The following is a 24,960-nucleotide window of genomic DNA, read 5'->3' as shown; positions in this document are numbered from 1 at the left end:
CCTACCCATGACGCAGTGGAGACGCGCCTTTACGGCTTCACTACACTCTTCACATACTTATCCACACGCCCATCTTTAATAACCCCTTTCCAGTTTAAGCCGAAACCGAAATCATATTTATTGCCCTGCTCGTCAACATAACATTTCATATCGTGAGGAACATCCTCAAACTGCGCTTCAACGGTTTTCATATCCACCGGCATTTGCAGCGGTAATAATGCAGATGGCTCGGCTTTACCGGTCATGATATCAAGTGAGGCCTGGCCTTGCACGCCGAAATCAACAATGATAGCATTGGCGTCCTTTTCAAATTCAGCAAATACCATCGGGTTGCTCATATTAACAGATACAACAACCGGCTTCCCTTTCATTTTGGCATAAGTATCGGTAACCATAGCCAAATCGGTAACATTAATAGCAGTGCTTGATTTACCCTTGTAAGTACGGTTGGTAAATTTCTCCAGCGGGTCGCCACCTGCTATACTGGTAGCGCGGGCATCGGTGGCCGTGTATGCACCGTATTGCAGGTTGACTGGTACATATCCTGTTCCTCCGTTTTTAGCGTCGGCACTGCTATACCCCCCTCCACTATTGGGGCTGGCAATAAACACTAATGCATAATCGGCCTCATCAGGGTTATCGGTTACTTTAAAATATTTTTTAACAGTTTCCATATTCACAGGATATTCCAATTTTTCAGGTGTCTCCATTCCCAAAAAGTTCCTGCCAGCCGGAGTAAATTTTTTAGGTACATATACCGTTTTGCCGCTTTGTAAAGGCAATATATTAGCCTTGTTTTTCAACATCACTATGGATTTAAGCTGCGCCTGGTAACCTGCATCCATAAACTCGGGTTTGCCAACAGTTTGTTTGGAAACCTCAGGCTCCAGGTAAGGGTTTTCAAACAAGCCAGTCCTGAAAATATTGCGCAATAACCTCACTGCCGATTGCTCAAACCTTGCCCGCATAAACGCTTCGCCATGTTCTTTTATGCCTATCTGGTATGCTTCAACAACCGGGGCAACTTCGTTATTACCACCAAATTGATCAACACCCGCCATCAGCACCTTGTAATGGCGCTGCGCTATAGAAAGGCCCTCCACGCCCCATGATTTGCCCGAAAGGAATGAATCTACCGTGGTTTCATCGCCGGTAACCAGCCAATCGGTACAAACCACGCCATCGTATTTATATTTCTTGCGCAGCAGGTCGTTAATAATGTAGGAGTTATAGTTGTTGGCCACGTTTTCGTGGTCTTTGATATCCTGGTTGTATGAGATGGTATAATAAGGCATCACGGCTGCAGCCATGCCGGTTTTACCTTGCAGCTTAAACGCGCCCTCGGTAAAAGGGATCAAATGCTGCTTAAAATTATTGCCCGGGTAAACCGCATACTTACCATAAGCATAATGCGCATCCCTGCCGCCCTCACCTGCACCGCCACCAGGCCAGTGTTTAACCATAGCGTTTACACTGTTGTAACCCCAGCCGTTTTTAATTTCCTTTTCAGCGGCCGAAGTTTGGAAGCCATCAATATAAGCACGGGCCATATCGGCAGCTAACTGCGGATCTTCGCCAAAAGTACCGCTCACACGCGCCCAGCGCGGATCGGTAGCAATATCAACCTGCGGCGAAAGTGCTGTTGAAATACCTAAAGCCCGGTATTCCTGCGCTGCAATGTGGCCAAAGTTTTTCACCACCTCAGGATCAAAGGTAGCAGCCATTCCAAGCGAACCGGGCCACATAGAAATGGCACCACCCGCACCGGCATTATATTCGGCGGTAGCCACGGTTCCATGGCGGGGATCGGAGCTGTTATTATTGGGAATGCCCAAACCCAGGCCTTCTACAAACGCCTGCGCATTGTTATTCCATTGCGCGGCTATTTCGGGACTTTGCACCGAGGTTACCAGCACATGCCTTACGTTATCCTTAGCTAAAAATTGTTTTTGCTGATCGGAAAGGTCAGACGCTTTGGCACCGCTTTCAGCAAAAACTTTATTGTTATAAGTACCGGCGAATGGCCCGCCCGCTGCCGCCGGGATTGGCTGGTGACGGCTGTACAACATTAAACCTGCTATTTGTTCAACACTCATTTTTGAGGCGAGGTCTTTAGCGCGTTCATCAACAGGTAACCGCCAGTCTTCGTACTTATCCAGCCTGCCGTTCTTGTTCAGGTCTTTAAAAGCAAAGCCATCAACGGTTAATATTTTTATGCCCGATGTGGTGGCATAACCCAGGTTTTGCCCACCTGTATTGGTAACAAAAGCAATATCGCCTGCTTTTCTTTCTGTCCATTTGTTTTGCGCTATAACAGCAGTTGCCGGCAACAGAGCCAGCAAGGTTATCAGTTTAATTGGTTTGGCCATAATCATTCATGATTCGGGTTAAAGAAAAAGGCCCCTGCAAAAAATATGCAGAGGCCGGGGTTGGTTTTACTTTAGTTTTAGTTCTTTTATGGTTTGTTCGGGCAGCAGCGCTTTGTTTACCTTTTCAACAGTAATATCTTTAGCCAGGCTGAAAGATGCCGCTTCCTCTATTTTACGCGATGATGAACCTATTTTCACTTTATAGCTTCCTTCATCAGCTATCCAGGCCTGTCTGTTGGTATAAAACGAAGCCAGATCTGCTGCTTTGATCGTAAACGTCAGTGTTTGCGATTGACCGGGGGCCAGCAATTTGGTTTTGCCGAAAGCTTTCAGCTCATCTTCCGGTTTATCCAGATCCGTTTTAGGAGCCGCGAGATATAGCTGAACCACCTCTTTACCTGCTACATCGCCGGTATTTTTAACAGTAACCGAGGCAGTGATCATGTTTTTGAAAACCTTTGAGCTCAATTTCAGATCGCTGAATTTAAAATTAGTGTATGACAAGCCATAACCAAACTCATAGGCCGGGGTAACTTTAGCGACATCGTAATAACGGTATCCCACGTAAATACCCTCTTCATAAATAACCTGTGTTGGTTTACCTTCGGGCGTACCGGGGAAGTTATTAGCCGATGGCACATCTTTATAATCGGCAGGGAAAGTAGTCGCTAATTTGCCCGATGGGTTTACCTTGCCGCTCAGCACATCAGCAATAGCGTTACCAGCTTCCAGGCCAGGCTGCCAGGCTAATAAAATACCATCTACCTTATCGCGCCAGGCGGTAACATCAACAACACCACCTACGTTAAGCACAACAATTACCTTTTTACCCTTAGCATGAAACGCACTGGCAACACCATTGATCAATCCTTTTTCGGCATCGTTTAAATAATAATCGCTTTCCAATTTACGGTCGGCGCCTTCACCCGCGTTACGGCCTATCGTGATCAGCGCTTCATCGGCACCATTAGCTTCTTCAGCTACGATAGCGTTCACATCCATTTCGGGGATTGGTGCGGGATGGTCAAAAAAGTTTTTAGGTTTTGGCTGTTTGGCCTTCATATCTGTGAGGTACGCTTTGTAATTATTGGAAAGCGTTTCCTGCAGCTTAAAATTGGCATTGGCCAAACCTTGCATTAATGAAATAGTGTATGCTTTGTTTACATCACCGCTGCCGGTACCACCTGCAATAATATCGTACGAGGTATTGCCAAACACTGCAATCCTTTTGCCGGCACCAAATGGCAGCGCATGGTCATCATTTTTCAAAAGTACCATACCTTGTGCCGCAGCTTCACGGGCAACAGCAGCGTGACCGGCTAAATCTGGCGCATCAGAGTATTTATATTTTTTGAAAGTAGGCGATTGAACTATCACATTCAGAATCCGCTCCACATTGGCATCAAGCTGTTGTGCGCTAAGCTTCCCGCTTTTTACAGCAGCCACTATGTCATCAGATTGGGTTGGGTTACCCGGCATCAACAGATCGTTGCCTGCTTTCATCTGTGCTACGGCATCTTTACCGCCAAACCAATCGGTCATCACAAAACCTTTAAAGCCCCACTCCTTTTTAAGAATGGTAGTGAGCAGGTCGCGCCTTTCGGAGGTAAAAGTGCCGTTCAGTTTGTTATATGACGACATCACTGTCCATGGCTGCGCTTTTTTCACCGCAATCTCAAAACCACGCAGATATATTTCGCGCATGGCACGCTCGCTTACTATGGTGTTAATGGAGTTACGGTTGGTTTCCTGGTTGTTAGCCGCATAGTGTTTAATAGAAGTACCTACCCCGTTTGATTCGATACCGTTAACAATGGCAGCGGTCATACTGCCGGCCACTAAAGGATCTTCAGAATAATATTCAAAATTTCGGCCGCCGAGCGGGTTGCGGTGAATGTTGAGGCCCGGCGCCAGCAAAATATCCACACCGTATTCGCGCACTTCGTTACCAAAGGCAACGCCTACTTTATTTACCAATTGTGTATCCCAGGTTGAGGCCAGCAAGGTGGCAACCGGGAACGCCGTAGCATAATACGTTTTTGATTTATCGCCATTGCGGATAGGCTCAATCCTCAAACCTGCCGGACCATCAGATACCGTGATAGACGGGATACCTAAACGTGGAATAGCATGCGTGCGACCGGCAGCCCCGGGAACTTTTTCGGGGATATTGTAAGCATCCGGATCAGAGGGTGGCAATTTAAAACCACCTATATCAATAGCTTCGGGCTTTTTACCCTTTACCGGCGGCGGTACGCCCGGCATCTTAAAACCCATTCCCACAACAAGCTTCGATTTTTCTTCGAGTGTCATGGCAGCAACAATCTGCTTTACGTTTGTTGCGCTTAATTGTGGGGCAGGGCTTTTGCTTTGGGCTTGTACCGCCTGGTGAATACCACCGGCAAATAAAACGCATGCTAAAGCAACGTGTAGTTTGTAGCTCGTTCTCATTTTTTAAAATTAAATAGGTTAAAGGGGCTAATTGGCGATAATAACAGCAAGGAAAATATATTCTTTGTGTCATTATTACACAATAGTAAAAATTAAGTTTTACAATAGCAAGTTTTATCGATGAATAGATGAAGAATACGGATGGGAAGGAGAAATTGGACGATAAAATGGAACAATGATAAATTTTAAACTACCTGTTATTCTGAAAGATAACGAAGAATCTTTTCAAGATGCGGGGCCGCCATATAGGGTGAAGAAGATACTTCGTTCCTACCCATGACATGTTAAAAAAGGCGTTCTTCGTCAGCAGGTAAGCTTTGGGCGAAACGGGCGGAACAATGGTGGCCTTGAGCGAAGGAAAAGGGCATAGCACGTTTTTGCGGAAGCGTTGGACATGTGTGTGCGAAGCGGGGCAAAATAATTGCAGCCCGTGGTTCTGACCGTTTTGCAGGGCAAAGGCCGGCGTGACGGGTTGTGGAGTGGGTGAGCGCAAAGAGCCTCCCTGCTGACTTGATTTATTCGTTAAGTATATGTTTTAATAGGTACTCATGAGCTCGTTTCACTCGGTTTTTGGGTACTTTTGTATCAAGACAAAAGTACCTGGCTCCGCGCGGCCAAGAGCGCGACGATGTAAGTTCATTACAACAATAGCTGTTACCTGCCTGTGGGAGATTGCTTCGTTCCTTATAATGACGTAATTGCAAGGCGCTGATTATTAAATATATTTTCTGATCTGTTTTGTAATATGGGCGTTGCCTGTGGCCCGCGCTATCCGCTCATACTGCACCAAGCCTTAGCCACGTTGGCCGGTATCCGCTACTATCGCTAACGCAAAAAAGAGAAAATTTGAACTTTAGCCCTACGCCAACACCTCTTCCAATACATCTGCCGATTTGATATTGCCAAAGCCCTCGATATGCATAGCGTAATATTCCAGCAGCTTTTGCACCAGGTAGCGGCGTTCATCGTTGCTTAGTTTAAGCAGGTGCATATCTTCAAAACTGGTTTGCAATACTAATCGAAAATTATTGGTATGCGGGGGCGAGAGATAGGAAATGCTCTCGGGCTTATAGCGGGTGAATTGTCCATTTTTTATATCGAAATAATCAGCTTCACCCGCCATGTAGCGGTCGGGGTAAAAACCGAGGTAACGGGTTAGGTGGATTAAAAATATTAGGTGAAAGTTAGCAACACTTTCGGTTTGGTGATCGAGCCATTCAATAGCGCTGAAAATAAAATCGAACAAGTTTTCATCCGGCGATTGCTGTTTTATGGCTTTGTACAACACTTCGTTCAAAAATATGGCTATACAGCTCTTAATCACATCATAAGGAATACTCAGCAGTACCGGCGCATTCTTTAATTCGGAAATGCGCTGCACGCTGCCTGTATTTTTGTGATAAACCACCAGGTCGAGCAAATGCAGGGGTTGCAGCATGTTTCGACTTATTTTAGCCTTGGGCTTTTTAGCACCATTAATGATGTACGATTGCAGACCAAATTTCTCGGTAAAGATCTGTACGATCACACTGCTTTCGCCGTAATCGGTAGCCCTGAATATGATTCCCCGGGTTTTATGCAGCATGCCTTATCAATAAAATGATCTTCGGTAAAAAAATAACTATCCCGGTTATCAGCGCGAACAATGCAGCCACAACAACAGCACCGGCAGCTATATCTTTTACATGCCCCGCTTTTTCGTTATAAGTAGGCGAAACCAGGTCGGTCAGTGTTTCGAGTGAAGTATTGAGTAATTCGGTAATAAGCACTACGGCGATGCTGGCCATGAGCCAAAGCCATTCGGCGGTTGAGATCTGAAAAAGTAAGCCCAGGATTACAGCAATCGTTCCGGCCACCAAATGAAACCTGAAATTAGGCTGTGTTTTAGCAGCATACCCCAAACCCTTAAACGCAAAACCAAAACTGCGTATCAACCTTTTCATGTTCAAAAATACAAAGTTTAGGTGCAAATGCGGATAGCGCATTTACAGTGTCCATACCATTGTTATTAGTGCCAATATTAACATAGCAAAGGGCATAATACAAGTGTTCAACTTTTAAAAAAACCGGTGTTCAACTTTTTCTTTTACCAAAACACAAAACCTTGATTATCAACACCAACTTGTTCAAAAGCCCCAAAACAGCCAATCCAACAAAATATAACACACTGATTATCAAGGCCAATATTTTATAAAACAACAACAAGTGTTCACCCCTAAAAAAATTGAACACTAAACGCCGCAAGCAGATCAGGTAATAATGTATAACCCGTTACCCGTTAACTCATTGTCACATTATCACTATCATTAATAGGCAGATAACGCATTTTTTGTAGTTTTGCGCCTCTCTCTTATATATCACGTTAATAATGTTCTGGAAACATATAGCTTCTGCAATTCTTAAAAACAGGCTGATAATTTTTATCTGCGTTTTAGCGCTGAGTGCCTTTATGGGCTACGAGGCGTCGAAGGTAAAAATCACCTTCAATGGCGGCAAAGTACTTCCGGTTACCGATTCGGCATTTATCCGCTACTCCGAGTTTAAGAAAACCTTCGGGCAGGATGCCTCATCGATGGTTATTGGCATTAAATCGCCCAATATTTTTGATAAAGATGTTTTTAACGACTGGTACCAGATTGGCGAACAGTTAAAGAAAATAAAAGGGATTAAGGCTGTGATCTCGGCGGCTAATATCTATAACCTGCAAAAGGACACCCTGCAGCATAAATTTGTCCTGAAGCCTTTGGTTACCGGTCTGCTGCAAACCGCCGCGGCTGTCGATAGTGTAAAACAACAACTTACATCCATGCCTTTTTATAAGGGGTTAATTGTAAGTAACGATGGCCAGAGCACCCTGATGGCCATCACTTTTGATGATAAGATCATTAATACGCCTTTCCGTGTGCCCATCATTAAAAAGATCAACCAGCTTGGGCAGGCATTTGAAAACAAGCATAATATCAAAGTACATTATTCGGGTTTACCGCTTATCCGTACCGTGGTTGGCGATTTGGTAGCCCATGAGTTTTCGTTGTTCCTGAGCCTTTCGGTAGTTATTACCGCGCTGATCCTGTTACTGTTTTTCCGTTCGGTATTTCCGGTTATTTTCCCGGTATTGATCGTGATATTGGGTGTAATATTCAGCCTTGGTGTACTGCAAATGATGCATTATGAGATGACACTTTTAACCGGTATCATCCCACCGCTTATTGTGGTAATCGGGATCCCCAACTGCGTATTTATCCTCAATAAGTATTTTCATGAGTATGGCATCAGCGGTAATAAGATGGCTGCATTGGAGGTTGCCGTTGAGCGAGCAGGTATCACCACCTTTATAGCCAACGTAACTACGGCTATTGGCTTTGGTGTGTTATGCTTTACCAATAGCGAATTGCTTACCCAATTTGGTTTAATAGCCTCAATTGGTATCATGGGAACTTTTGCCTTAAGCCTTATTTTAGTGCCTATTATATTCAGTTTTCTGCCTGCACCAAAGGCGAGCCAAACCGGTATTAAAGACAGTAAACTGATGGATGGGCTATTGGCCACTTTAGATAAGCTGGTGCATACCAAACGTAAAACTATCTATTTAACCACCGCCCTATTGGTTGTCATCGCCATTGTTGGTATGATCAGGATCAATATCAATGGCTATGTGGTTGACGACCTGCCCCAAAGCAATAACACCCTGCACGATCTTAAATTTTTTGAATCGAATTTTAACGGGGTGCTTCCTTTAGAGGTTAGTATCGATACCAAACGCAAAAACGGCGTAATGAACTTAGCCACCATCCGCAAGGTAGAAAAACTGGAAAAACTGATCTCCTCCTACCCTGAATTCAGCCGTTCGGTATCATTGATCCAGGTTTTAAAATTCAGCACACAGGCGTTTTATGGCGGCAGTCCGGAATACTATCGCCTGCCCGACGGACTGGAGCAAAACTTTATCCTCAACTATGCCGGCAACTCAGGCAAAGGTACAAGCGGTTTGCTAAAAACCTATCTGGACAGTACTCACCGCGTTACCCGTGTTACCTTTGAAATGGTTGATGCCGGTTCAAAAAAAATGAATACCGTACTGGCCGAATTACAGCCACGCATCGATTCGATCTTTAACCCGAAAAAGTTTCATGTTGAGCTAACCGGTTCAAGCATCATATTTATAAAAGGTACCAACTATCTGCTCAAAAACCTTTATGAAAGCCTGGCCTGGGCTATTGTACTTATCGCGGGCGTAATGTGGATCCTTTTCCGGGGCATAAAGATGATCGCCATATCACTGGTGCCAAACCTTATTCCTCTTATTATCACAGCGGGCATCATGGGCTTTTTCGGCATCCCGCTTAAACCGTCAACCATATTGATTTTCAGCATAGCCATGGGTATCTCGTCCGACCAGACCATTTATTTCATTACCCGTTACCGTCATGAATTACGTCACAGTAAAAAAAGCATCTCTAAAATAGTTTCAGACACTATCCGCGAAACCGGGGTCAGCATGATTTTCATTGCTACCGTGCTGTTTTTTGGGTTCGGTATTTTCGCGATATCAAATTTTGGCGGCACCGTTGCCCTGGGCGTACTATTATCTATAACCTTACTGGTGGCTATGATCAGTAACCTTACGTTGCTGCCTGCGTTTTTGTTATCACTTGAAGGTGGTGTTGATCGTAACAAGATCAAGGGACCGGATATTGAGGAAGCCTGATAGGTGGCTCAAAGTTTCATGGACTGGTATTACCTATTACTTTTATTTTACCATAAGTATAACCAACGCTACCATCCATATTGGTGCCTTCTAAAATGTAAGTATAAGTTGATGGCTTATCGGCTGTATAAAATGATATGGTTGCTTTGCCATCGGCACCTGTTGTTACATTGGGCTTCCAATGTATGGTTGAACGCAAATCCGGAGTATGTTTATTGGTATTATCAGACAGATAACGTGGGCGATAAAAGCGGGAGGGAACACTTAATACTAATGGTTTGTATAAATAAGTTCCGGCTGTGTTTTTTATGCCCGGCCCGCTTCCTGATCGGGTAGTAAGTTCTATATAGGCAAAATCAGAGGGGTCAAGACCGCGTTTCCAGTCTGCGGGGGTATATCTCGTGTAGTATTTACTGCTATATTTAGCCGAGGTGATGACCTCAAGACCTTTTATATCTTCGGCATTAAACCTTTCCAAATAGTTTTTCATGGTGATGAAATTGGGCTCGTCGATATTGGGGCTTTTTAGCACCTCTGTCATAAGCATTCCATCAATAATTAGTGTAATTGGCTTATCATTAATAAAATACCATTGAAAACTAAATGTTTCTCCTGTAGATATTGGTGGCGGATCTGCAAGGTCTGACGCGTTCTTACCTTGTAAGGACAATTTCAGACAATAGTAATGCCCTATCGCCATAGGATCTCCCTTATCTGATATCGGCCGATGTATTTCGCCAACTCTGAAACCCGGAACTCTTTTTTCAAGAAACTGCAACCAGTTTTCTTTCCCCGCTTTTTCTATGTCTGCTTCATCAAAAGAGAGGTCAGCGTTACCAGGACCATTTAAATTTTGTGAGCCTTTGACTATTTTCTTTGCTGTAATTTTTACCTCTTTTAAAGCCCTGGTGTCAGGGGGCAGGTTGTCGGCCAGGTTTTGCCGCATCCGGTTATTTTTCAAACTGTTGAGCAAGGTAGTATCATTGCTTACATACCAGGGCATCGGTGCGGGGCCGGCAGATGCCAGCAGCACTGGTGGTGGAGCATCGTCCATTATAATGCCAACGTTAAAATTTTTGGCGGTTTTAATAAAATAAGCTGGGGTATCTGCAAGCGGGAGGTTACGGAACGCAAACCTGCCATCCTTATCGGTAAGCGTATCAGTTACAACAATAGGTGATTTTGAAAACAGCTGCACTTTAGTTTGTTTAGCAGGTTTGTTAAAAACATTAATTACCCGGCCTTTAACCGCAGCTTCAGTTTCGGCAGCATACACCGGCCGCCCTTTTTCCTCTGGCCATTCGTAGCTTGCCCAGCCCTGTGTAAGCAACAGGTTATCAAGTGCCGCTTTGGCTTGCGAATTGTTAGCGATGAGGTAATAGTTGGGTTGCTCCACAAAGCCTTTCAATTCGGATGTAAGCAGCATGCGGGTAACAATACTCTCGTTGTTCAGGCTATCCTGATGTACTTGTAAATCATCGGTAACCGCCATCGAAAAATTGCCCGCGAGCGGATTACCGAGGGCATCTTTCGCGTCAACGTGTAACGCTATACTATCTCGTAGATGATAAGCCATTTTATCTGCGTTAATGTTTAAATGCAAATTATCATGTCTATCAATAAAAATCAACCGTTCATTTAGGGCGTTGCTATTTTTATCAAGTAGCAAAAAATGAGTGATGCCTGAAGGGAAAAGTTTTTTGTCGATTTTTTGACTAATGGATGTACCGTTTTTAAAATCGACCATTGCACCATAACAAATAATTTCGCGGGCTTGACCAATCAGGAAATAGCTTTCACCCGACCGGGCAATTTTATCAGTTGCGGAAAGCAGGACTTTTACAGAATCTTCATTGGGGGGATTGATCACATTCAGAACGATCCCTTCCTTTTTAACATCGGGCAAAGTAAACTCACGTATTGCGCCACCCGGTAGGGTTACTTTAGCAGTATAATTTTCGCCGGTATTAACAACAGGCAGGTTAAAACTCCCCATGCCTAAATGCTCCGATTCAAAATTAGCAACAACCTGTTTTTCATGATCCAGAACTGCGCCTGAAACATTGATGCCCTTACCGTCCAAACCTATCGCTTTAAAACCAACATGTGCCGGTAAACCTGCTATCAGCTCGCCCCCTTCTGGCATAAACTGAACATCGGCATCCTGGGGGCGATTAAAGTTTAGTGGGATATTTACATGGTTACCTGCACCATCTCCGGCAACAATGCGAATATCTCCCGGTTTGGCCGGTAGCTTAAAAGTAATATCTATAAGCCCTTTTTCATCTGTTTGAATTGTTTGCCGATATAGTTGTCTCCGGCCTTTCAATACCGATAATTGAACAAGCTTACCCGCTACGTTGGCTTTATAGATATCACTCAGCAGTAGCTTAACATGTGCCTGCTCCTTGTTATCAGCCATCACACTTGAGCAGGTATAATTAGCCAGCCAATTGCTGCCTGTGTCATCGGCAACGGTAAATTGTTTACGAAAAAAACAATCCTGGCTAAAGTTTTGAAGCCATTGGGTATAGGCAATGAGCGTGTAAGTGCCGGCAGGTATATCTTTCAGGCTGATGTTGCCCCAGCTAAGCCCTTTCTCAACAGGCAATCGTTGCTTTTTTACCATTACATTGCTATCGGTAACAATGCTCACATACATGATACCGCTTTTGGCTGAAAGGTTGAGAGTTGGCGCATTAAACAGATAAGCCTTAAACCACAGGGTATCGCCAGGGGTATAAATGCTTTTATCCAGTAGAACATAGATCTTTTCGGCAGGGTTTTGGCGGGTAAGGCTATCCTGTGCCGATTTCATTTCAAGCAAGTGCGAAGCAGGGTCTTTTTCCTGGGCATAGCCCTCAACTCCTAAAAACAAAAAGCAGGCTAAAAATAGGAGGCAGGCGATAAAACCCCGCATTACTTTTATCAAATAAATAAATACCGGTTTGGCGGAGCCGAGAATTTTCAATTTGGATGTATTTAGGTTTATAATTGGGTGATATAAAGTTAATTATTATTACCAACAAATAAAAGATTGTACATTTATAATATGCCGAAAGATGAGGTTACCGATCTGCTTTTCTTTATGAGAACCTTCCCATCCGAAGTGCGGGAACGTGCCTTATGGCTGCGCGATTTTATATGGGATCTGTACCCTCAGGCCAACGAACTTATTTATGACAATTACAATGCTTTGGCAGTGGGCTGGTCGCCTACCGAAAAAATGAGCCATATCTTTTGCTCATTTGCCCTGTACCGTGGGGGTAATTACAATACCCATTTCGGCTTTTACTGGGGCTCCGAACTTTCCGATCCGCACAAAATACTTATTGGCGAAGGCAAGCAGTACCGCTATTTGCTGGTGAACGATATTGAAGCTTTTCCGCAGCAGGAAATAAAAAAACTGGTTGATGAGGCCTGGCAAAATTCGCTGGCAAAAGTTAAAGATGCCAAACAGCTAACCCATGGCAAAACCATTGTAAAAATGGTATCTGATAATAAGAGAGAGAAGAAACTTAAAGTCCCTAAGAAGTAACCCACTTAAAGTTACAAATCTGTGAAGGCTTTACAGGTCATAACATTCCTGGCTCTTATGTCTAAAAGTCTCGATTCTCTTCCCGCGCTCATCCCCTAAATACCTGCACTCATGTACTTTATCTTTTAACTATATAATAGTTTTTGTTGCTTTGATAATAATTCGGCAGCAAGCAAATTGAAACAACAAGCAACTATATCACTTTATTGGAAATGTCAGCTCATTGGCTGGTCGGTTGCGGCGCTTTACTGGGGGTATACAGGCTACAATCAGCCAGGCTTTAACTGGTTATTGTGCATTCTCCAATTTACTACCGATGTTGCTCTTTATATCCTCATTACTCACTTATATCGTTGCCTTGCCTTAAAATTGGGCTGGCAAAACCTCGGATTAAACAAATTATTACCCAGGTTAGTACCCGCAGTCGTCATATTGGGGTTGGTTTACCTGTTTGTAACTGTTTCAAAGGTTTACCTTTTCAGGGTTTGGTTTAAACCGGGGTTTTCGGAACCGTTCGGCGATTTTTTTGATTTCTATCGCGATAGCATTTTTGTGGCCGGGGTACGATTGATGTCGATCTGGCTACTGGCTTATCATTTATACCACTATGCAAAACGCGAAATCAATATAGCCCAAGAAAATGCCCGGCTGGCGGTTATTACGCGCGATGCGCAGCTTAACAACCTTTCGGCACAACTTAACCCGCATTTCTTATTCAACTCTTTAAATAACATTAAAGCTTTGGTTATTGATGATCCCAAATCGGCAAGACGGGCAATCGACCTGCTGGCCGATCTACTGCGAAACTCCCTTTACAGCGGCGACAAACAAATGATCTCCATAAAAGAAGAGCTGGAACTTGTTAAAGATTACCTCGAACTGGAAAAACTCCGGCTTGAAGAGCGGCTACAGTATCACATTGAAGCGGGCGATGAGTATCATAGTATGCTTGTTCCCCGCTTGTGTATTCAAACGCTTGTTGAAAATGCTATAAAGCATGGCATCAGTCAGCAAAAACAAGGTGGGCTCATTCGGGTACAACTTATTAATGATCATGATAATTTGATAATATCCGTAAGTAATCCCGGCCGGTTAAATCCGACGGACGATAGCAGCGGGCTTGGCCTTAAAAACCTAACTGAGCGTTTGCGATTACAATACAAAGACTTTGCCCATTTTACCATTAGCGAAACAAATGGCATAGTAACGGCAACCATTAAAATTCCTGTTTCATGAAAAAGATAATGGTATTGATTGTTGATGATGAACGCGCTGCCAGAAATGAAATACGGCGACTGTTGGCCAATTATCCAGACTTTGAAATTGCAGGAGAAGCCGCCAATGCCGATGATGCTCTGAAAATAATAAATGACCAAATACCCGACCTCCTTTTCTTAGACATCCAGATGCCCGAAAAATCAGGCTTTGACTTACTGGAATCGTTAGAGAAGGCACCACCGGTGATATTTACAACGGCTTATGACCAATATGCGGTTAAAGCTTTCGAAGTAAGTGCGCTTGATTACCTTGTAAAACCTATCCGCGATGAAAGATTTGAAAAAGCCATAGCGCAGTCAAGGCAGCGCCTGGGTAAAACAGACCCTGCCGGACAGATCTTTGTGAAAGACCGTCAACAATACCATTTTATCCAATGGAGCTCGGTACATCTTATCGAATCGATGGATAACTATGCCCGGATTTTGTTTGGCAATAAAAATGTGTTCCTGAAAAGCTCTCTTAACCAGTTGGAAGATAAATTGACCAGCAATATCTTTTTCAGGATCAATCGTGCGCAAATTGTTAACAGGCAATACATCCAAACCATAACAACGGTGGATGGCCGTTTAAAAATAACGCTTAGTACAGGTGCTCAACTGGAAGTATCCGAACGGCAATCGGCAAAATTCAGGCACTGGGCAGCAAGTAAGTAAATCAACTAACACATATATAAACAATAAAAAATGATGAGAAAATTATTCTCCCTGCTATTGCTATGCTTTGTTTTTGGCAGCATGGCATCGGCACAAAGCAAAAAAGCTACGGGATCTTACCTTCAGGATAGCGTATTGCTAAAAACACGTGACGGCGCATTTGTTACCGTGATGGTGGCCCGCAAAAAAGGCGTAACCGAAAAGCTGCCAGCTATTTTCCAGTTTACCATTTATGCCCGACGAACAGATTCATTAAAAATTCAGGAAGCTGCAGACAGGGGTTATGTTGGTGTATTTGCCTATACCCGCGGCAAATGGAACAGTCCCGGTGAGCCGCTGGCTTATGAAACCGACGGCCGCGATGCATACGATGTGATCGACTGGATCAGCAAACAACCCTGGAGCGATGGCCGGGTTGGCATGTACGGCGGAAGCTATAACGGCTTTACACAATGGGCTGCTACAAAGAAGCTTCACCCGGCGCTTAAAACCATTGTACCATCGGCCGCGGTAGCACCGGGGCTTGACGTACCCATGACCAATAATGTGCAAATGAGCTTCGTTTTTTCGTGGACTTATTACACCAGCAACAATAAATTCCTGGATGAAAAAGATTACAACAGTCCGCAATGGAACCAGTTGTACTGGAAATGGTATAATGCAGGCTTAGCTTATCATACCCTTGATAGCCTTACCGGCCGCGGAGTTAACCACATGTTCAAGCACTGGGTAGCACACCCCACTTATGATCAATACTGGCAGGATATGATCCCTTATAAAAAAGAATTTGCAGATATCAACATACCCGTGTTAACAACCACCGGCTACTACGATGGCGGGCAAATTGGCGGCATGTATTACTATCGAGAACATCTTAAATATAATCATAACGCCAATCACTATGTCATCATCGGCCCCTACGGGCATTTCGGTTCGCAAGGACACCCCGATCCGGTTTTTAATGGTTACCGCATTGATGACGCGGCGCGGGTCAACATCCACGAAATTATTTACCAGTGGTTTGATTATATCTTTAAAAACAAACCCAAACCGGCTTTTTTGAAGGATAAGTTCAATTTTGAAATTATGGGCGCCAACGAGTGGAGGCATGTGCCATCACTAAAACAAATGAGTAATGATACCCTGAAGTTTTATTTGGACAACTCCCGTTTAAATCCGGTTAAGCCGTTAAACAAGGCTTTCGTTTCACAAACTGTCAACTTTGCCAGGCGGGATAGCATCAGCAGCTATTATTTTTTAAACCAGCTTATTTACGACACTTTGAATACCGGTAGCAGTATTGTTTTTAAAAGTGATCCGCTCGCAAAACCTTTAACTATAAGCGGAGCTTTCTCGGGCGTTTTAAAAACGATCATTAATAAAAAAGATATGGACTATCATGTAGCTATGTTTGAGGAAATGCCTGATGGGAAATATTTTTATCTCACCTATTTTATGGGCAGGGCGAGTTATGCCGGCAACCCGGAGAAAAGACATTTATTAAAACCGGGACAAATGGAAAACATTCCCTTTACCAACAGCTATATCACCAGCAAGCAATTTAGCAAAGGCAGCCGTATCGTTGTCCTCCTCAATATCAACAAAAGCCCTTTTGAGCAGATCAACTACGGAACTGGTAAAAATGTAAGTGATGAAAATATCAATGATGCCAAAACACCGCTGCAAATAAAATGGTTTAATGATAGTTATATTAATATTCCGGTGCTGAGGTGAGGAAAGACACGAGACGGCAGGAAACAAGAGGCAGGAATATGAAATATATCGTCGAGTTGTAGAATTCAGACTTACGAAGTTTTTGAACCTTCGTAAGTCTTCACAGATCAGATTTTCTAACTCACAACAATGACGATTTCGTCATGAACAAGCATTACAATTTTTTAATCTCAATATTCCTGTACCAAACATCAGCACCATGATCCTGCAGTACAATGTGCCCTGATTTAAACGTACCGAAATCGGGCCATTGTTTGAATTTGCTACCGGCTACCAGCTTTTTCCAATTATCATCCCATAGCGTGGTTGATAATACATGTTCGCCATTGATCGTAAAATCAAGCTTGCTTTTGTTGCAAACTATCTCTACCTGGTTCCATTCACCGGCAGGTTTAACTACTTCTTTTGATATGGAGATCAGGTCATACAGGTCACCTGCGCGGTGTTTGATGAGTTTCCCGTCTTCATTTTCCTTGTTATCAACAACCTGGCATTCGGGGCCGGTAAAATAGCTGTATTTATATTTAGTGGTATCTTCCTTAACATGAAACAGGATCCCGCTGTTACCGCCTTTGGAAATTTTCCACTCCAGCTTCAGGTCAAAATTTTCATATTCACCATTGCTAACCATGTCGCCGCCGTTTTTGCTTTGCCAGTCGCCTTTTTGCGATGCGTCAAGATGCAGTACACCATCTTCTGCTTTCCAGGCCAAACCCGGTGCCGGTTTACCGTATGCATGCCAGCCGTCGGTAGTTTTACCATCAAATAATCGCTCAAATCCAGTAGCTGTGACCGCCGTTTTTTTGTTGGTATCAGCAACAACGGTGCTGTCGTTATTATAGTTTTTTGGGGTAGATGAATGGCAGCCGCTTATGGCGATGGCTGTTAATGCTATTAAAAATACCTTGTTCATTGGTGCTATGTTTAATTAGTAAGTTTTAAAGATTTCCCTTTTTAAATTCACCCACCGCATAAGTAGCAGCACGGGCCGTTAAAGCCATATACAAAATTGAAGGACTTTGGTTTCCGGTAGTCGCCATACAAGCGCCATCGGTCACAAACACGTTTTTGCACAAGTGGAGCTGGTTCCATTGGTTAAGCAGCGATGTTTTTGGATCTTTCCCCATGCGCACCCCTCCCATTTCATGGATATCGAGGCCCGGCGCCTGTTTGTTTTCGTGCTTTTGAATATTGGTACAGCCGGCTTTCTCAAACATATCAGCAGTCTGGGTTAAAAAGTCCTGTATCATCCGTTCATCATTGTCATCATACTCAACAGATGTGATCAGCAACGGAATGCCCCACTGATCTTTTTTATCCGGACTTAAGCGCACATGATTACTGGCCTTGGGTATGGTTTCGCCTTGGAGGTACATATATGCACTCCATCCGCCCGGTTCTGTAAGCGAATCTTTGTAAGCCCCTCCTACCCCGCCTTCGCCAGTTTCTTTTGGTCCCCGGTTACGGTATGCACCCATAAACGTGGTGAAGCCACCTTTATAATCGGTTTCCTGTTTGTGCAGGTTACGATAATTGGCCAGGATCAGCTCGGTTGGGTTACGGCCAAAATAATATCGATCTAAAAAACCATCCATATCTGCCGTTACCGATGCCCGGTAATTTTGAAAAGCGATGTATTTACCCAGTAGGCCATTATCATTGCCAAGCCCGTTCGGGAACCTTTCTGATTTTGAATTGAGCAGGATGAGGTTAGTATTCAATGCCGAAGCATTCATGAAAATGATCCGGGCCTTATACACGAACTCCGCTTTGGTATTGGTATCGATAACTTTTACCCCAGTAGCTTTGCCAAGCTTTTCGTCATAAATAATTGAATGCACTACCGAAAAGGGACGTATAGTGAGGTTACCCGTTTTTTTGGCCCAGGGCAGCGTTGAACTCACTGAGCTAAAATAACCACCGAAGGGGCAGCCGCGCATACACAGGTTCCGTGCCATACATTTAACGCGCCCCTGATCTATGTGGATCTGCTTCGGCTCAGTAATATGCGCCCAGCGGGCATGTACCAGGTGCCTGTCGGGATAGTTTTCTTTTATCTTTTTGCTGATATGTTCCTGCACTGCGTTCATATCAAAAGGAGGCAAAAACTCCCCGTCGGGCATAGCCTCAATGCCGTCTTTATTACCGCAAACGCCTATGAATTTTTCTACATGTGAGTACCATGGCGCTACATCATCGTAACTAATAGGCCATTCAATGCCGTAACCAAAACGGGCCGGGTTTTCAAACTCAAACTTGCTCCATCGCTGGCAAGCCCTCCCCCACGTAAGCGACTTACCACCAACCTGATAACCTCGGATCCAGTCGAACGGTTTTTCCTGTATGTAAGGATGATCTTCATCTTTCACAAAAAAATGGGCATCGTCCTCACCATAACCGGCAGCTCTGCTGATCAGTGGGTTTTCTTTCAGAAAATCCTTCGTCATTTCGCCCCGGTGCTTAAACTCCCAGGGATCCATAGTTGCTGTGGGATAATCCTTGATATGCTGTACATCCCGGCCCCGTTCAAGTACAAGCGTTTTTAAACCTTGTTCGCAAAGCTCCTTCGCCGCCCATCCGCCGCTAATACCTGAGCCTATCACTATAGCATCATAGGTAAACTGATCTTTAGCTTTCTGGGGGTCTTGAGGCATGGTTACAATTGGTTATGGTTAATAAACTGTTTAATTGTCAATAGGTTTTATAAAGCTGAAAGCAGAAGTCCGAAAGCTTAAAGCTTTAAGTTTTTGCCTTCGGCTTCCAGTTGTGCGGCCGCGGCATCATCCATAAATATCTGCGCATTTTGCAGCGTTTTAAATATTGATGCCGGTACATCGTTGGTAACACATCCTTGCAATGCCTCAGTAATAATTGGTGCTTTTTTACTTCCGCTGGCTATCAGCACCGGTACAGCAGCTTCGGCCAAATGCCGTAAGCCAAGTGTAATACCTTCGGTTAAAACAGTATCGGTCGTAAAGTATTTTTGAGCAACCTCTATAGTAATCGGTGCTAAAGGCGAATGATGCGCATAAGAATGAAAATCGGCGCCGGGTTCATTAAGACCGATATGTCCGTTAAGCCCAACGCCAACCACCATCATATCCAATCCGCCAAGTTTATCAATATGTTTATTCATGGCCTGGCATTCGGCATCCAGGTCATCAGCCACAGCGTTAAAGAACTTTACTTTACCGGGCGAAATATTAAGCGGCGTAAAAAAGTGCTTTTCGAGGAAATAAGTGCAGCTGCCATCATTAGTACGGTCGAGGCCAACCCATTCATCCAGTCCCACAAAGTTGGTTCGGCTAAAATCAACCTGTCCGTTATTTGCATACTGAACCAGGTAACTGAACATACCGGTTGGCGAATCACCGGAAGGGAAGCAGATCAACGCATCCGGCTTTTGGTTAACCAAGGTAACTACCAGGTCGGCCACCGCCTTCGACATGGTATTATAATCAGGATATGTATGTAGTTTCATTTGTTATTTATTATCGAGCCAAAGATTTACAGGTTTATCAATCTTTGCCGAAAATGGCAGCTCAATTTTTTTGCCGGCACCTGCCGAAGCATAAGCTGCATAGATAAGTTCGAGCACAGCTCTGCCGTCTTCCCCGGTTACAAGCGGGGTTTTGTTGTTCTGTACGCAATCAATAAAATGTTTTAGCTCATGCGGATAACCCTGGTTAAAAGCCTCTTCAAAAATGGTAAAACTCCAGCCTTGTGTAGTATCCGATTTTTCCATGGCGTAACCATAGCCATCGCGGCTGTATGTTACTGCTGCATTGCCCATAAACAAATCGGCATAAATAACGCCGCTAAGGCCATGGATTTCGCAACGGTCATCCATCCCACCATGTTTCGCCCAGCTGTTTTCTGCCACGGCAGTTACCCCGTTTTCAAACTCAACGATAATTACTGAATTGTCTTCGCCTTTGGTACGACCTTTATGCAGCACCGTGCTCATGCTGGCATACACACTTTTAGGCTTGGCATTATCCAGCATCCACCTAAACCAGCCTAACGCATGACAGCCCATATCCATGATCACCCCACCGCCCGAAAAATTGATATTATAAAACCAATCCGAATGCGGACCCGAATGTTTTTCGCCCTGCTTCAGCATATAGATCTCGCCGACGGCGCCCTCTTTTACCAAATGCCTTGCCCGCTCATATTTGGGTGCGAAGCAAAGCTCTTCGGCATACATCAGCTTTACGTTGTTGGCCTTGCATACGGCTATCATTTCATCGGCCTCCTCAAGCGTAACGGCAAGTGGTTTTTCAATAATTACATGCTTGCCGGCTTTGGCTGCTTTGATGGTAGCTTCGGCATGAAGGTAGTTTGGTAAGCAGATATCTACCACTTCGCAGCCCGATTCGGCAAGCAGTTTATCAATATCATCAAACCATTGGGCTATGTGATATTTTTCGGCAAAGGCTTCGGCTTTTTCGGGCTTGCGGGCATAGCAGGCCACAACATCAGCTTCGGGAATGAAACGATGGTATGATTCCATGTGAATATCGGTGATAAAACCGGCACCCAGTATGGCTACTTTAGTTTTGTTCATAAAATGTATATATAATAAAGCGCCGATAATTGGAACAGCGCGCAGGGTTTATCTGGTTTAGAATACCGTTCAAGATTAATGAATAATATTTAGAAATTGAAAATTTTTGGAAGATGCTTGTTGGGAGCATGTAAGAGCTGTTGTTGTATCCAAGTCACATTGGCCCGCTCAATCGCCGTGGGTTGGCTTTGTTCTTTTTCTTGATAAAAAGAACCAAAACCGAGCCGAGTGAGCTCATGAGCACCTATAAAACAAAATACTTCGCGAATAAATCAAGTCAGCAGATAGGCTTCTTTGCGCGCAAGGCCTTTGTCCTGCAAACCGGGCAGAACCACGGGCTGCAATTATTTTGCCCTGCCTTCACAGGCTCCCGCTCCTGCAAAAACTTGCTATGCCCTTTCCTGCGCTCTTGGCCACCATTGTTCTGCCCGCTTTCGCCCGAAGCTTACCTGCTGACAGAAGCGGTTTCAAGTATGTTACGGGAATTTAACGAGAGCCTTTATAAATACCATCCCCAAGTTTAAAGCAACAGTTTTATCTCCTACCCTTCCATGATATGCTTTTTTATAAACTCAATGGTTGATTCGGGCAGGGCATTGCCGCTGGCCTGTGTAAGGCTGCCGTCGGGCTGCAGTTCCAGCTCGGCATTGATGTTGTTATCAATAAAAACATGCAGCTTATTTTGCTCTTTTTCAACACGGCAGGTAAGCTCACGTTCTGAGTAGTTGATCAGGAACTCATATTTCCCATCTTTCGCGGCCGGAGTGGTGTCTTTTTGATCGATCATGGCAGTTTGTTTATTGAGATAACATACCACGATTGATGATGTTTACTTTATTGACAAATAAAACAGCTGTTTAAACATGTTTTAAAATGAGGCAGAAAAAAAAGAGATAGCCCGCCGGCTGTCTCTTTTTTAAATTTAAGTTGACTGACCTCATTATTTATCATAAAGAACTAATTGGTTAGAACGATAATAACAATTAGTCAAATATAAGCACTATAGAATTAGTAGACTAATTTTTTTGATAAAAAATGTTACTTTTTTTCAATTTTGGATCAGTTTTTCTTAACAGATGGCGTTTTGTTAACAATACTGTCCTTTTTCTGCCCATTTCCGGGTAGTTTTGGCACAAAATTTCTGATTATCGTATCCTTTTTAAATTTTATCACATTATTCTTCCCAGTATCAACTTTTAGGGTACTATCCGGGAGGTTTTTTATTCCGGGGCTCTTCAGGCTATCCGCTTTGAGGCTCACTCCCGGCTTAGCAGTTCCGGGTTTAGCAGGAGCATTTTTTCCTGGAGATTTAGTTGCCGGTGCTTTTTTACTGCGCTTCTTAATAATGTCTTCTTTTGATGCCGGACGCTCTTTAGGTTTCCACAAAAAGCCTTTCAATATCTTATCATCCTCTTTAACTTTTTCGATAGGGATATAACGATTTTCGGGCTTGGTTAAAAAGTAAATATCCGTAGCCTGGTTCTTTTTAAAAATGGTACGGATCCGGCTGCTTAATGACCGCTGCATACCCGAAACCTTGCCGCTGTCGCGCTGAAAATAAATGGTTTCGGCATTACCAAACGTATACATCTGGTCAAGCTTGTCATCCTTAAAATATCCCCGCATCTTTTTTCCCGACACCTGGTTAAAATGCGTTGAGTCATCCTTTTCAATATTTACGATAAATGCCGAGGGAAAAAGTTCAATATTATCCAGCTTTTTATGGCGCATTTGCATATATACGGTATCACCGCTCAACTGCGAACCCTGTGTCCAGATAATCGGGTTTACATACATGCGCATGGTAGAATCGCTGTTGCTATAAAATACCGAATCGGATTTAGCCTGCAGATCTGATTTAAAGATCTTAACGTGGTGATGGCCAATAAGCATCCGCACACGTGCCGTATCTTTCAAATTAACCGGGTATTGTTTAAAAACCGGGTCGCGTTGCATTTGTTCACGGTATATACTATCCTGCTTTGCTTTTTTAGCGGCAGCGAGCGCGTCCTTTTTCCTTTGTAATGAATCATTTACCGGTTTAGGCTTTCCAAAAAAATCGCGGTGAAAATAACTTGTATCTTTAGGCACCTTTATATAATAAGCAGTGAGGAACTTTGACGATTTTTTATCAGCCGCCAGTTTACGCTGTTTCAACGTAGTATCGCGTAAAGTACGCTGGCGTTCCTGGTAAATTTTCTGGTTTTTATAGGTCATGATCTGCGTTTCGATCGTATCAGCAGTCATATATATCGAATCGCGTTTGATGTGGCTGGTATCCTTCGGCGCCACAGTTGTTTTTACGGGGACAAGCTTTCCTGCTACTTTAGCAACCCCAGGCTTAATAGCATCGGCTACCCCGGCCAGGCTGCCTATGTTTTTTATATTCGCTTTATCTTTATTGTTTTTTAATGCTGGGGCCGCCGCCTTCAGTGCCGAATCGATCAGCTTTTCGTTCCCTTTTTTGGCCTGTGTTGCCGCTTTTATCAAAGCATCGGCATTAGCATCTTTATTATTTTTTAAAGCACCCTGTACCAGCGTAGTCGCCATATCAACATTGGCACTATCCTTTTTACCTATGGCAAAAGGCTGTTTAACGGGAATAGTATTGGCCGGGGCTTTGCGGTTGCTATCAGGTTTTATAGCATTAGCAATTTTAGTAAGGTCAGTTACTTTTTTGGCCGCCGCTTTGGCATTCTTATTTGCAGCGGGTAATTGCTTTGCCGTGGTATCGGTTTTACTGGTGTCCTTTTGCTCGGAGATCAGTACCACATAAGCATTTTCGGTAACAACAGTTTTTTCTTCGGCCCTGTAATAAGTACCCAGGTCGCCTTTAATGGTTACTTTTTGTTCCTTGTCTTCGAAGGTGATGTTTTTTACCGCGCGGCCATAGCCTTTCAGCTTATCGTAAAAAAGGCTGTCACCTTTTAATGATTTGGTACCCTGTCTGTATGAGTTTTTTTTACCAAAATACGCCTGCTCGGTAACGGTGTTATACAAACCGTTCTCGGTATACAGGGTATCTTTATCCTTGGTGCCGTAAATATTGGTTGGGCCGAAAAAATAGGCAATACGCGTACCCGTGTTATACTTAAGGGTATCGTTTTTTATCAAAGCATCGGGTGTGGTGAGCACCACATCGTACCTGAAATATGAGTCGCGGCTAAAAGCAAAATAGTAACCGTTTTTACTGGTAAGCACATTGTCCTTATTCACCAACTTTCCGCCGCCTGTATAAGTGCCTATGCGGCTGGCTGTATTATAGGTAAGATAATTAGTGGTTAGTGTGGCATCACGGTCAACCATTTTAACATTATCGGTAAGGATGGCCGTTTTGGTATTGCCGTTATAGTTCAGTTTATCCGAAAATATGTTCAGCGTATCGCCCTGGTTTATGTTTACATTACCAAAAGCATCAAAAGCATTATCGCTGGGATAAAAGTAAGCACTATCCGACCGGAGGATAGAGTAATCCTGCTTAAACACACCTTTATATACCTTAATCAGCTGTTTGCCGCTAGCCGTTTTTCCGCCGGTGCTTCGTTCAGATTGTATCAGGTTTACAATTGATTTTTTTTGAGCCATGGCTGTAGTTGCCATCGCCAAAAACAAAAAGCATAAAACGTATTTCCTCACAATGGCAAAATTAGTTTTTTGTT

General features: G+C 43.8%; 17 protein-coding genes. 6 read left to right on the top strand and 11 right to left on the bottom strand.

The genetic code is table 11. From position 1 onward, the window contains the following. Positions 1–29 precede the first annotated feature (29 nt). The 4 genes from ABID99_RS27750 to ABID99_RS27735 form a co-directional block, all read right to left on the bottom strand. A complete protein-coding gene (locus ABID99_RS27750) occupies positions 30–2,369 on the bottom strand; it encodes a glycoside hydrolase family 3 N-terminal domain-containing protein (protein WP_090534601.1) in 2,340 nt (779 codons plus the stop codon). Between the two features lie 66 nt (positions 2,370–2,435). Continuing rightward, complete coding sequence (locus ABID99_RS27745; protein ID WP_090534504.1) at positions 2,436–4,820, bottom strand: glycoside hydrolase family 3 C-terminal domain-containing protein; 2,385 nt, start codon at positions 4,818–4,820, stop codon at positions 2,436–2,438. 859 nt (positions 4,821–5,679) lie between these two features. Beyond that, complete coding sequence (gene recO / locus ABID99_RS27740) at positions 5,680–6,405, bottom strand: DNA repair protein RecO (protein ID WP_090534502.1); 726 nt, start codon at positions 6,403–6,405, stop codon at positions 5,680–5,682. Continuing rightward, a complete protein-coding gene (locus ABID99_RS27735; protein ID WP_090534500.1) occupies positions 6,395–6,763 on the bottom strand; it encodes a diacylglycerol kinase family protein in 369 nt (122 codons plus the stop codon). The genes recO and ABID99_RS27735 overlap by 11 nt, the downstream gene beginning before the upstream one ends. Positions 6,764–7,188: 425 nt before the next feature. Between ABID99_RS27735 and ABID99_RS27730 the strand changes: the two genes are divergently transcribed. Next, positions 7,189–9,528: an RND family transporter gene (locus ABID99_RS27730; protein ID WP_373615785.1), complete on the top strand. Its 2,340-nt coding sequence runs from the start codon at positions 7,189–7,191 to the stop codon at positions 9,526–9,528. A 16-nt stretch (positions 9,529–9,544) separates the two neighbouring features. Here ABID99_RS27730 and ABID99_RS27725 read toward each other — a convergent pair whose 3' ends face one another. Continuing rightward, positions 9,545–12,499 (bottom strand): hypothetical protein, encoded by a 2,955-nt coding sequence (locus ABID99_RS27725; RefSeq protein ID WP_373615784.1) that lies wholly within the window; start codon positions 12,497–12,499, stop codon positions 9,545–9,547. An 81-nt stretch (positions 12,500–12,580) separates the two neighbouring features. On the opposite strand from ABID99_RS27725, the gene ABID99_RS27720 reads away from it, so the two are divergent. From ABID99_RS27720 to ABID99_RS27705, 4 genes are all read left to right on the top strand, one after another. Further along, positions 12,581–13,066 (top strand): hypothetical protein, encoded by a 486-nt coding sequence (locus ABID99_RS27720; RefSeq protein ID WP_373615783.1) that lies wholly within the window; start codon positions 12,581–12,583, stop codon positions 13,064–13,066. Between the two features lie 177 nt (positions 13,067–13,243). Continuing rightward, positions 13,244–14,302 (top strand): sensor histidine kinase, encoded by a 1,059-nt coding sequence (locus ABID99_RS27715; RefSeq protein WP_373615782.1) that lies wholly within the window; start codon positions 13,244–13,246, stop codon positions 14,300–14,302. Further along, positions 14,299–14,997 (top strand): LytR/AlgR family response regulator transcription factor, encoded by a 699-nt coding sequence (locus ABID99_RS27710; RefSeq protein ID WP_373615781.1) that lies wholly within the window; start codon positions 14,299–14,301, stop codon positions 14,995–14,997. The genes ABID99_RS27715 and ABID99_RS27710 overlap by 4 nt, the downstream gene beginning before the upstream one ends. A gap of 30 nt (positions 14,998–15,027) precedes the next feature. Continuing rightward, positions 15,028–16,731 (top strand): CocE/NonD family hydrolase, encoded by a 1,704-nt coding sequence (locus tag ABID99_RS27705; protein ID WP_373615780.1) that lies wholly within the window; start codon positions 15,028–15,030, stop codon positions 16,729–16,731. A 154-nt stretch (positions 16,732–16,885) separates the two neighbouring features. On the opposite strand, the gene ABID99_RS27700 is transcribed toward ABID99_RS27705, so the two are convergent. From ABID99_RS27700 to ABID99_RS27685, 4 genes are all read right to left on the bottom strand, one after another. After that, positions 16,886–17,644 carry a DUF1080 domain-containing protein gene (locus ABID99_RS27700; RefSeq protein ID WP_373615779.1) on the bottom strand — a complete coding sequence of 253 codons (759 nt, stop codon included), beginning with the start codon at positions 17,642–17,644 and terminating at the stop codon, positions 16,886–16,888. A gap of 25 nt (positions 17,645–17,669) precedes the next feature. Beyond that, positions 17,670–19,385 carry a GMC oxidoreductase gene (locus tag ABID99_RS27695; protein ID WP_373615778.1) on the bottom strand — a complete coding sequence of 572 codons (1,716 nt, stop codon included), beginning with the start codon at positions 19,383–19,385 and terminating at the stop codon, positions 17,670–17,672. A 77-nt stretch (positions 19,386–19,462) separates the two neighbouring features. After that, the gene (locus ABID99_RS27690) at positions 19,463–20,212 is read right to left on the bottom strand and encodes a glucosamine-6-phosphate deaminase (protein WP_373615776.1); all 750 of its coding nucleotides are present in this window, start codon (positions 20,210–20,212) and stop codon (positions 19,463–19,465) included. A gap of 3 nt (positions 20,213–20,215) precedes the next feature. After that, positions 20,216–21,301 (bottom strand): Gfo/Idh/MocA family protein, encoded by a 1,086-nt coding sequence (locus tag ABID99_RS27685; RefSeq protein WP_090534483.1) that lies wholly within the window; start codon positions 21,299–21,301, stop codon positions 20,216–20,218. Positions 21,302–21,537: 236 nt separating this feature from the next. Here ABID99_RS27685 and ABID99_RS27680 point away from each other — a divergent pair, with 236 nt between their 5' ends. Then, positions 21,538–21,825 (top strand): hypothetical protein, encoded by a 288-nt coding sequence (locus ABID99_RS27680; protein WP_373615775.1) that lies wholly within the window; start codon positions 21,538–21,540, stop codon positions 21,823–21,825. A 17-nt stretch (positions 21,826–21,842) separates the two neighbouring features. Here ABID99_RS27680 and ABID99_RS27675 read toward each other — a convergent pair whose 3' ends face one another. Both ABID99_RS27675 and ABID99_RS27670 read right to left on the bottom strand, forming a co-directional pair. Further along, entirely contained in the window at positions 21,843–22,088 is a 246-nt protein-coding gene (locus ABID99_RS27675) for a hypothetical protein (protein WP_091216455.1), read from the bottom strand. A 272-nt stretch (positions 22,089–22,360) separates the two neighbouring features. Further along, complete coding sequence (locus ABID99_RS27670) at positions 22,361–24,937, bottom strand: OstA-like protein (protein WP_373615774.1); 2,577 nt, start codon at positions 24,935–24,937, stop codon at positions 22,361–22,363. Between the last annotated feature and the right edge of the window lie 23 nt (positions 24,938–24,960).

It is taken from the genome of Mucilaginibacter sp. OAE612 (assembly GCF_041806395.1).
Lineage (GTDB): Bacteria > Bacteroidota > Bacteroidia > Sphingobacteriales > Sphingobacteriaceae > Mucilaginibacter > Mucilaginibacter rubeus.
The sequence above is the reverse complement of the archived record's forward strand: the minus strand, read 5'-3'. Positions and strand labels throughout refer to the sequence as shown.